The sequence below is a fragment of the Oleiphilus sp. HI0080 genome (genome assembly GCF_001635135.1).
In genome coordinates this window covers 1-587 of sequence record NZ_LWFU01000262.1, presented here as the reverse complement: position 1 = coordinate 587, position 587 = coordinate 1, and the positions used below count along the sequence as shown (strand labels likewise).

1 protein-coding gene is annotated in these 587 nt (G+C 43.4%); it reads right to left on the bottom strand.

Features of this window, described 5'->3' with window-relative positions:
• Positions 1–336, bottom strand: a 336-nt coding sequence (locus A3751_RS02770; RefSeq protein WP_068451822.1) for an outer membrane protein assembly factor BamE, incomplete at its 3' end; no start/stop codon positions are given.
• Positions 337–587: the final 251 nt, after the last annotated feature.

Genomic DNA, 587 nt, shown 5'->3' with positions numbered 1-587 from the left:
GTCGCCTTCATAATGCGTAAACTGGCCATTTTGGTAGAAGATGTTCACAACTTGTTGTTGCAACTCTCCGTCAGCTGGTAAATAGGTGTAGATGTAGCTCTCGTAATCATCATCGAAAACGTTTTTTACAATTGGCGTTCCTAAGACAAAATGTACCTGTCGCTTAGTCATTCCTCGGCTTAATTGTTCAAGCATTTCTTGAGTGACAATATTGCCCTGCTGCACATTGATTTTATAAACGCCGGGAAAGGCACAGGCCGACATCATTGTACTTAAGGTGAGTAAAAAGAGGAGAGGGCGGAGTTTTCTGGCGCCGCGAGATAGCATGTTTTGCATCTAAAACTTAATTCCACTAATGTTGGCGCCACTTCTATGCCGCCAATGATATTATTGCTGTAGAGCTGCGCATCTTACCTGATTTCAAATGGTTGCGCCTAATCTTACTGAAACAAATATTACTGAAATAAAAGAGTGCGTTATGCCCGATAATTCTGATCTAAAAAAAGCTGGTTTAAAGGTGACGGTTCCGCGTCTAAAAGTGTTGGGGCTGCTCGAAGCGTCGGATGGTCAGCACATGAGCGCAGAGG